The sequence below is a fragment of the Yersinia sp. 2542 StPb PI genome, assembly GCF_048593855.1.
Taxonomy (GTDB): Bacteria; Pseudomonadota; Gammaproteobacteria; order Enterobacterales; family Enterobacteriaceae; genus Yersinia; species Yersinia enterocolitica_E.
Map to the genome: position 1 here is coordinate 1 of NZ_JAZGQA010000220.1, position 6,701 is coordinate 6,701.

The window sequence follows — 6,701 nt, forward strand, 5'->3', positions numbered from 1 at the left end:
CTATATCCCACTTAAGGTTTATTGACCCCATATTGCCAAAACACGCCCTGACCATCGGCCGAATTCCAATCCTGGGCATCTAGGTTCGCATAATATTCAAAACTGGAGGCACAATAAAAGCATTATGATAAGGATTCGCACTGGCGCTCGAACGTGTTTGCCGATATAAAGGGTTGGGTATAAATTCATTAGCTATAACTTTGCCCTGACGCAACAGGTATGAAGCTGCTGACATAATTTGTTCTGCTAAAATTCTTCTATGCGCCATCCATTCCGATAAGAACGGTGAATAACGAAAAATACGGTGAAGTTTCTGTTGCATACCACTCGGCCCCAGTCGTAATAAAAAATCCAATGTATAATCTGCGCTATACATATTACTATCAGCTCTTATCTGATAAATATAATCCAATACATCTCTGCCCTTTGTCGTTGGTATTTTTTTCAACACTCGCTCTAAATAATAATAAGTAAACCCTTTATCTGCTGTGATAGAAATAAATGCACTATCCGCTGATGTAATATGGTCACCACGGCAACTGCTGCCACTAAGGTGTTCTAGTACAATATCATTATCACCTAAAGAGTAAAAACCCTGACTGAATATTTCTTGATAGTCGCGGGTATCCACACGCCAAACAATATCCGGTGGTTTAGCCCATCCATTGATATTAATCACACTAAAAATTAAAAGTGAAATTATCACGCTGAATTTTATCATAATAGCCTCAGCAATATATACAGATGTAATGTATTATTAATTCATCCATGCATGACTATAGCAATTGGCCTATTGATGTTATAGCTCAAAAAATCTGGTCACATAAATGATAAATATAACTTAAAATGAAACGTTTAATCGGGCATCGATACCCATAATATATGAAAGGAAATTAATAGCGGCAGGCAAAAAAAAAGCCAGCACCCGAGCTGGCTTAAAAAACACTGGAAGCAATGTGAGCAATGTCGTGCTTTCCTGTCTAAAACCAGAAGCTACTGGCCTTATCTCGAAGAGCAAAATGATGATAATGGTTATCAATAGCACTTGCAAACACTTTGTTGAGAATTTTTCTCATTTCCGCACTGATTATGATGGAATTATACTCAATTACAGCATCGAACACCGCCGCTGCCCCCCATTGCTCTCACTACATCCTCGCGTATAAACAACAATTTGCTGTTTATTCACCTCGATTGCTGCAACAACCAGCAGACAGTGCAGTTGTTTTACTCAATGGATTGGGGGGAGTGTCAGATTACGGTACACTAAGAGTATTGCTTACTTACTGCGAAGCGTTTATGCGTGCTTTACTTATTTGCTTGCTGTCGTTGTCTTGCCTTGCGACACCAGCGCTGGCGCAACCCGCCCCGGCCCCTCAACCTGCTCAACCGCTGCCGGATATCCGCCAACGTGGCTTCGTCTATTGTGTCAGCGGGATACTCAATACCTTTAATCCGCAGATGGCCAGTAGCGGATTGACCATCGATACCCTGGCAGCACAACTTTACGACCGCCTGCTGGACGTTGACCCGTATACCTACCGTTTAATCCCTGAATTAGCTGAAAGTTGGCAAGTGTTGGATAACGGCGCGACGTATCGTTTTCATTTACGTAAAGACGTCCCCTTCCAGACCACCGATTGGTTTACCCCAACCCGGATGATGAACGCAGATGATGTGATATTCAGCTTTCAGCGGGTATTTGACTCACAACACCCCTACCACAATGTCAATGGTGGCGAGTACCCTTACTTCGACAGTTTACAATTTGCCGACGCAGTGCAAAGTGTCAAAAAACTGGATGATTATACGGTTGAATTTAAGCTGAAGGCTCCAGATGCCTCCTTCCTTTGGCATCTGGCTACCCATTATGCACCAGTACTCTCTGCCGAGTACGCCGACGTGTTGACCCAAAAAGGCCGACAAGAGCAGATCGATCGTGAGCCTGTGGGGACCGGTCCCTTCTTGTTGAACGAATATCGCTCCGGGCAATACATTCGTCTGTTCCGTAACAGTGATTATTGGAAAGGTTTACCGCGCATGCCGCAGGTGGTTATCGATCTGGGTGCGGGTGGTACTGGCCGCTTATCCAAACTACTGACCGGCGAGTGTGATGTGTTGGCCTATCCTGCGGCCAGCCAATTATCCATTTTACGAGATGACCCTCGCCTGCGCCTGACACTGCGCCCGGGGATGAACGTAGCTTATTTGGCATTCAATACCCGTAAGCCACCACTCAACGATCAGCGGGTGCGGCAGGCGATCGCATTATCGATTAACAACCAGCGATTAATGCAGTCAATCTATTACGGTACCGCTGAGACCGCGGCGTCTATTTTACCTCGTGCATCATGGGCATACGACAATCAGGCCCAGGTAACCGAATATAACCCAGAAAAAGCTAAAGAGATTCTAAAACAGCTTGGATTGACTAATTTACAACTCAATCTATGGGTGCCGACCGCCTCGCAATCTTATAATCCCAGCCCATTAAAGACGGCGGAACTGATTCAGGCTGATTTGGCTCAGGTGGGGATTACGGTCAATATCGTGCCGGTCGAAGGCCGATTCCAAGAGGCGCGGCTGATGGAGATGAATCACGACCTGACGCTGACGGGGTGGTCGACAGACAGTAATGACCCGGACAGTTTCTTCCGCCCGCTATTAAGCTGTGCGGCAATTCGTTCGCAAACAAACTATGCTCATTGGTGTGATCCGGCGTTTGATGAATTGCTGCAAAAAGCATTACGTTCCCAGCAATTATCCGCGCGTATTGAATATTATCAGCAAGCTCAGCGTATTTTGGAGCAACAATTGCCACTGTTGCCATTAGCATCTTCATTACGGTTACAGGCATACCGTTATGATATTAAAGGTTTGGTATTAAGCCCGTTTGGCAATTCTTCTTTTGCTGGCGTGTTCCGTGAGAGCAATGAGGGCAAAAAACCATGATTATCTTCACCTTACGCCGCTTATTACTATTAGTGATAACGTTGTTTATGTTGTCACTGGTCAGTTTTAGCCTGAGCTACTTTACCCCTCATGCGCCGTTAAATGGCGCATCCTTAATGGATGCTTACCGCTTCTATTTCAGTAGCCTGTTTCAGTGGGACTTCGGGGTTTCTAGCATCAATGGTCAACCTATTAGCGAGCAATTGCGTGAAGCCTTCCCCGCCACTATGGAATTATGTGTGCTGGCCTTTACCCTGGCTCTATTTGTTGGTATTCCGCTGGGGATTATTGCCGGTGTGATGCGCGGGAAATGGGCTGATATCGCCATCAGTTCTGTCGCATTACTTGGTTTCTCAATTCCTGTATTCTGGTTGGCGCTGCTGTTGATGTTGTTCTTTTCACTGCATTTAGGTTGGCTGCCGGTTTCTGGCCGGTTTGACCTGTTATATCAAGTGAAACCGGTCACTGGTTTGGCTCTGGTCGATGCATGGCTATCACCTTCGCCGTATCGCAAAGAGATGATGCTCAGTGCTGTGCAGCATATGATCCTGCCCATCACGGCACTGGCGGTGGCCCCAACGACCGAAGTCATTCGCCTGATGCGCACCAGTACCGATGATGTTATCGGGCAAAACTACATTAAAGCCGCCGCCACTCGCGGCCTATCACGCTTTACCATTATTCGCCGCCATGTGCTACATAATGCATTGCCGCCCATCATTCCAAAACTGGGGTTACAGTTTTCCACCATGCTGACATTAGCGATGATAACCGAAGTGGTGTTTAACTGGCCGGGATTGGGCCGTTGGTTGATAAACGCCATTCGCCAGCAGGATTACGCCGCCATTTCTGCGGGGGTAATGGTGGTCGGGTCGTTGGTTATCGTCATTAACGTCCTGTCAGATATTCTGGGTGCAATGATGACGCCGCTAAAGCATAAGGAATGGTATGCCCTTCGATAATGTCTACCGTGAGAAGAAAATGCCCAGCCCGTTGCTGTATACCTGGCGGCTTTTCTATGGCGATGCCTTGGCAATGGTGGGCTTCTACGGCGTACTCGCCCTCTTGGTGCTTTGTGTGTTGGGCAATACACTGGCACCCTATGCCCTTGACCAACAGTTTTTGGGCTACCAACTGCTCCCGCCTTCTTGGTCGCGCTATGGTAACGTTTCGTTCTTCCTTGGCACTGATGATCTCGGCCGCGATATTTTAAGCCGATTATTGGCGGGAACCGCATCGACTTATGGCTCGGCACTGTTAGTCACACTGGCTGCGGCGCTGTGTGGCGTGATCCTTGGTGTATTTGCCGGTATCACTCACGGCTTTCGCTCCGCTATTCTTAATCATGTGCTGGATACCCTGCTCTCTATTCCGTCGCTGCTGCTGGCCATCATTGTGGTCGCTTTTGTCGGGCCGAGTTTAGAACATGCCATGTTCGCGGTTTGGCTGGCACTGCTACCCCGAATGGTGCGAACCATTTATAGCGCCGTACATGATGAGTTAGATAAAGAGTATGTTATTGCCGCCCGTTTGGACGGGGCTTCCACCCCTCATATTCTGGCTTATGCTATTTTCCCCAATATTGCCGCTGTTTTGGTCACTGAATTTACCCGGGCACTATCAATGGCAATTTTGGATATTGCTGCGTTGGGCTTTTTGGATTTAGGCGCGCAATTGCCCTCACCGGAATGGGGGGCGATGCTGGGGGACTCACTTGATTTAGTCTATGTCGCCCCGTGGACCGTGATGTTGCCGGGTGGCGCGATTTTAGTCAGCGTACTGCTCGTTAACCTGTTGGGTGACGGTATGCGCCGGGCAATTAATGCGGGGGTGGAATAATGCCGTTACTTGATATTCGTAACCTCACCATTGAATTTATGACCTCTGAAGGGATGGTCAAAGCGGTTGATCGCATCAGTATTACCCTGACTGAGGGTGAAGTCCGTGGCCTGGTGGGTGAATCCGGTTCCGGTAAGAGTTTAATCGCCAAAGCTATCTGTGGGGTCAGTAAAGATAACTGGCGCATTACCGCTGACCGTTTTCGTTTTGACGATATCGATCTATTGCAATTGACCCCACGCGAACGACGCAAGGTGATCGGCCATAATATCTCGATGATTTTTCAGGAACCGCAATCCTGTCTGGATCCCTCAGAAAATATTGGTCGGCAATTGATACAAGCGATACCGGGCTGGACCTATAAAGGTCGCTGGTGGCAACGTTTTCATTGGCGCAAACGGCGGGCAATTGAGCTGCTGCACCGTGTAGGGATTAAAGATCACACAGATATTATGCGCAGTTATCCCTATGAGCTGACTGAAGGTGAATGCCAAAAGGTGATGATTGCCATTGCACTGGCTAATCAACCTCGGCTGCTTATCGCCGATGAACCCACCAATGCCATGGAACCCACCACTCAGGCACAAATTTTCCGTCTGCTGGCGCGACTTAATCAGAATAACAACACCACTATTTTGCTGATAAGCCATGACTTGCAGATGATGAGTAAATGGGCGAATCGGGTTAACGTGCTGTATTGTGGCCAAACTGTGGAAAGTGCCGTTTGCGAAGACCTGCTGGCCGCGCCCCACCACCCTTATACTCAGGCGCTGATCCGTGCCATGCCCGATTTTGGCCGCTCCCTGCCACATAAAAGTCGCTTAAATACCTTGCCTGGGGCTATTCCATCACTGGAGCATTTGCCCGTTGGTTGTCGCCTTGGGCCTCGCTGCCCTTATGCGCAAAAAACCTGTATTGAAACACCGCGCTTGCGGCTGGTAAAAAACCACGCCTTTGCCTGCCACTTCCCCTTAAATCTGGAGGAGCAATAATGGCAGAGACTCTGCTCGAAGTCCGTAATCTGAGCAAAACCTTCCGCTACCGCACCGGGCTATTTCGTCGTCAGCATGTGGAAGCGGTCAAATCGGTCAGTTTTACTTTACGCGAAGGCCAGACCCTGGCGGTGATTGGTGAGAACGGTTCCGGTAAATCCACCTTGGCAAAAATGCTGTCGGGCATGATTGAACCAACTGATGGTGAATTGCTGATTGACGATCATCGCCTGTCCTACGGTGATTATGCTTACCGCAGCCAACGTATCCGTATGATTTTTCAGGATCCGAGCACCTCACTTAACCCGCGTCAGCGCATCGGCCAGTTGTTGGATGCGCCACTGAAATTGAACACTGATTTAGACGCGGTGGCTCGTGAGCAACGAATCTATCAGACCTTGCGGCAAGTGGGATTACTGCCCGATCACGCTAACTATTATCCGCATATGTTGGCGTCCGGCCAGAAGCAGCGTATCGCACTGGCACGGGCACTTATCCTGCAACCTAAAGTGATTGTTGCCGATGAAGCACTGGCGTCTTTGGATATGTCCATGCGCTCACAGATTATTAATCTGATGCTGGAATTACAGGAAAAACATGGCATATCTTATATTTATGTCACCCAGCACTTAGGCATGATGAAACATATCAGCGATCAGGTGATTGTGATGCATGAAGGGGAAGTGGTGGAGCGTGGTAGCACGGCCGAGGTGCTGGCATCCCCGCTGCACGATCTGACTAAGCGGCTGATTTCCAGCCACTTTGGTGAAGCTTTAACCGCCGATGCCTGGCGGCGGGACTCAGGCCATTTCTAAGCGGGTTTTCTGCCCTACCATTTACCTCCACGATGCCCCATTCCGCGCTCACCTCAGCGCGGATTTTTTCCTGCTTCTTTAGTCATTTATTCGCTAACGTAAC

The 6,701-nt window shown here is 48.4% G+C and carries 5 protein-coding genes and 1 pseudogene; 5 read left to right on the forward strand and 1 reads right to left on the reverse strand.

The features are described from left to right. Window positions 1-721: pseudogene (ytxA, locus tag V1952_RS18930) on the reverse strand (putative AB5 enterotoxin ADP-ribosylating subunit YtxA); the annotation flags it as partial. A 578-nt stretch (window positions 722-1,299) separates the two neighbouring features. Here ytxA and sapA point away from each other — a divergent pair. Genes sapA through sapF form a run of 5 tightly spaced genes read left to right on the forward strand, consistent with a single transcriptional unit; the run spans window position 1,300 to window position 6,598 of the window. Continuing rightward, entirely contained in the window at window positions 1,300-2,952 is a 1,653-nt protein-coding gene (gene sapA / locus V1952_RS18935) for an ABC transporter substrate-binding protein SapA (protein WP_420075315.1), read from the forward strand. Then, complete coding sequence (sapB, locus tag V1952_RS18940; RefSeq protein ID WP_372559096.1) at window positions 2,949-3,914, forward strand: putrescine export ABC transporter permease SapB; 966 nt, start codon at window positions 2,949-2,951, stop codon at window positions 3,912-3,914. The genes sapA and sapB overlap by 4 nt, the downstream gene beginning before the upstream one ends. Continuing rightward, window positions 3,901-4,791 (forward strand): putrescine export ABC transporter permease SapC, encoded by an 891-nt coding sequence (sapC, locus tag V1952_RS18945; RefSeq protein WP_372559097.1) that lies wholly within the window; start codon window positions 3,901-3,903, stop codon window positions 4,789-4,791. Before sapB ends, sapC begins: the two co-directional genes overlap by 14 nt. Further along, entirely contained in the window at window positions 4,791-5,783 is a 993-nt protein-coding gene (sapD, locus tag V1952_RS18950; protein WP_372559098.1) for a putrescine export ABC transporter ATP-binding protein SapD, read from the forward strand. The genes sapC and sapD overlap by 1 nt, the downstream gene beginning before the upstream one ends. Further along, on the forward strand, window positions 5,783-6,598 hold the full coding sequence (gene sapF, locus V1952_RS18955) for a putrescine export ABC transporter ATP-binding protein SapF (protein ID WP_032906086.1): 816 nt from the start codon (window positions 5,783-5,785) through the stop codon (window positions 6,596-6,598). The genes sapD and sapF overlap by 1 nt, the downstream gene beginning before the upstream one ends. The last annotated feature ends 103 nt before the right edge of the window (window positions 6,599-6,701 follow it).